Consider the following 298-nt stretch of genomic DNA (forward strand, 5'->3'; position numbering starts at 1 on the left):
GATAAATACACTTGCTTTACTGATAGCGTCATGACAGCTTCGTTTCGGCCTATACCCAAAACTCGATGGGTGAAAGTCGATGTCGAATATCGGTTGGAGTATGTTCAATAGTGTTTGTTGCACTATTCGGTCTCGAACTGCGGGGATACCTAGCATTCTGACACCGCCATCATCTTTGGGTATTTCCACCCGTTTGACAGGTTGTGCCCTATATTGCTTGGTTTGCAGCTCAAGTTGCAGTTGTTTTAAGTTTGCTTCTAAATTCAGGGCGAATGCGCCTACGGTCTGCCTATCTATT

The 298-nt window shown here is 45.0% G+C and carries 1 protein-coding gene; it reads right to left on the minus strand.

Annotation, left to right across the window (positions count from 1 at the left end; translation table 11 throughout):
- The coding region (locus AAEY62_RS21625; RefSeq protein ID WP_350636446.1) for a reverse transcriptase domain-containing protein at window positions 1-189 on the minus strand (189 nt) is incomplete at its 3' end.
- Window positions 190-298: the final 109 nt, after the last annotated feature.

Source organism: Pseudoalteromonas sp. GW168-MNA-CIBAN-0100 (assembly GCF_040309225.1).
Taxonomy (GTDB): domain Bacteria; phylum Pseudomonadota; class Gammaproteobacteria; order Enterobacterales; family Alteromonadaceae; genus Pseudoalteromonas; species Pseudoalteromonas arctica.